The sequence below is a fragment of the Vibrio sp. 2033 genome (assembly GCF_033339735.1).
Genome location: NZ_JAWOVC010000492.1, coordinates 1 through 620, shown reverse-complemented (window position 1 = coordinate 620; position 620 = coordinate 1). Strand labels below are relative to the sequence as shown.

Genomic DNA, 620 nt, shown 5'->3' with positions numbered 1-620 from the left:
TCGGGTGTATCTATTTATATCGCGCTTGCAACAATCTTCGTTGCTAACGCGTTTGGCCAGCCAATTAACACCGCTGATGTGTTTACACTCGGTCTGACGATTCTTCTTCTTTCTATTGGTGCTGGTGGCGTACCAGGTGGTGGTGTAGTGATGGTTGGTGTGCTTCTTCACCAATTGGGTCTTCCACCAGAAGGTTTAGCTATCATTGCAGCGGTTGACCGTATCAACGATATGTTCTGTACCTCTTCGAACGTGGTAGGGGATACCGCAGTGAACACTATTGTCGCCAAAACAGAAGGTGAGATTGGCAATCAAGAAGAAGTAGAGGCGCAGCCTGCACAAGCTAATGCCTAGTCTTGAACAATAGAGTTGAATCTATATATAGAAAGCGAGCGGAATGAGCTCGCTTTCTTGTTTTTATGTCACAGAAAAATAACCGCTTTTCATCATGTTTACTTTGGAAGTTGTCTCTGGAATGTGATGCATTCCCAACAAGCTTGAAAGAAATCAATTAATTCATAAAAAATACGCTTTTTTTCAATTCTGCCCTTGAAAAGCGTTTTGACGCCCTTATCTATGTGGCATAGAGAAGCAAACATTGATTATTTTTGTTTGTGAGC

At 42.3% G+C, this 620-nt stretch carries 1 protein-coding gene; it reads left to right on the top strand.

Annotated elements, in window-relative coordinates:
- Window positions 1–354 (top strand): cation:dicarboxylate symporter family transporter (locus tag R7P74_RS27390; protein ID WP_318123825.1); only part of this gene is annotated, 354 nt, incomplete at its 5' end.
- Between the last annotated feature and the right edge of the window lie 266 nt (window positions 355–620).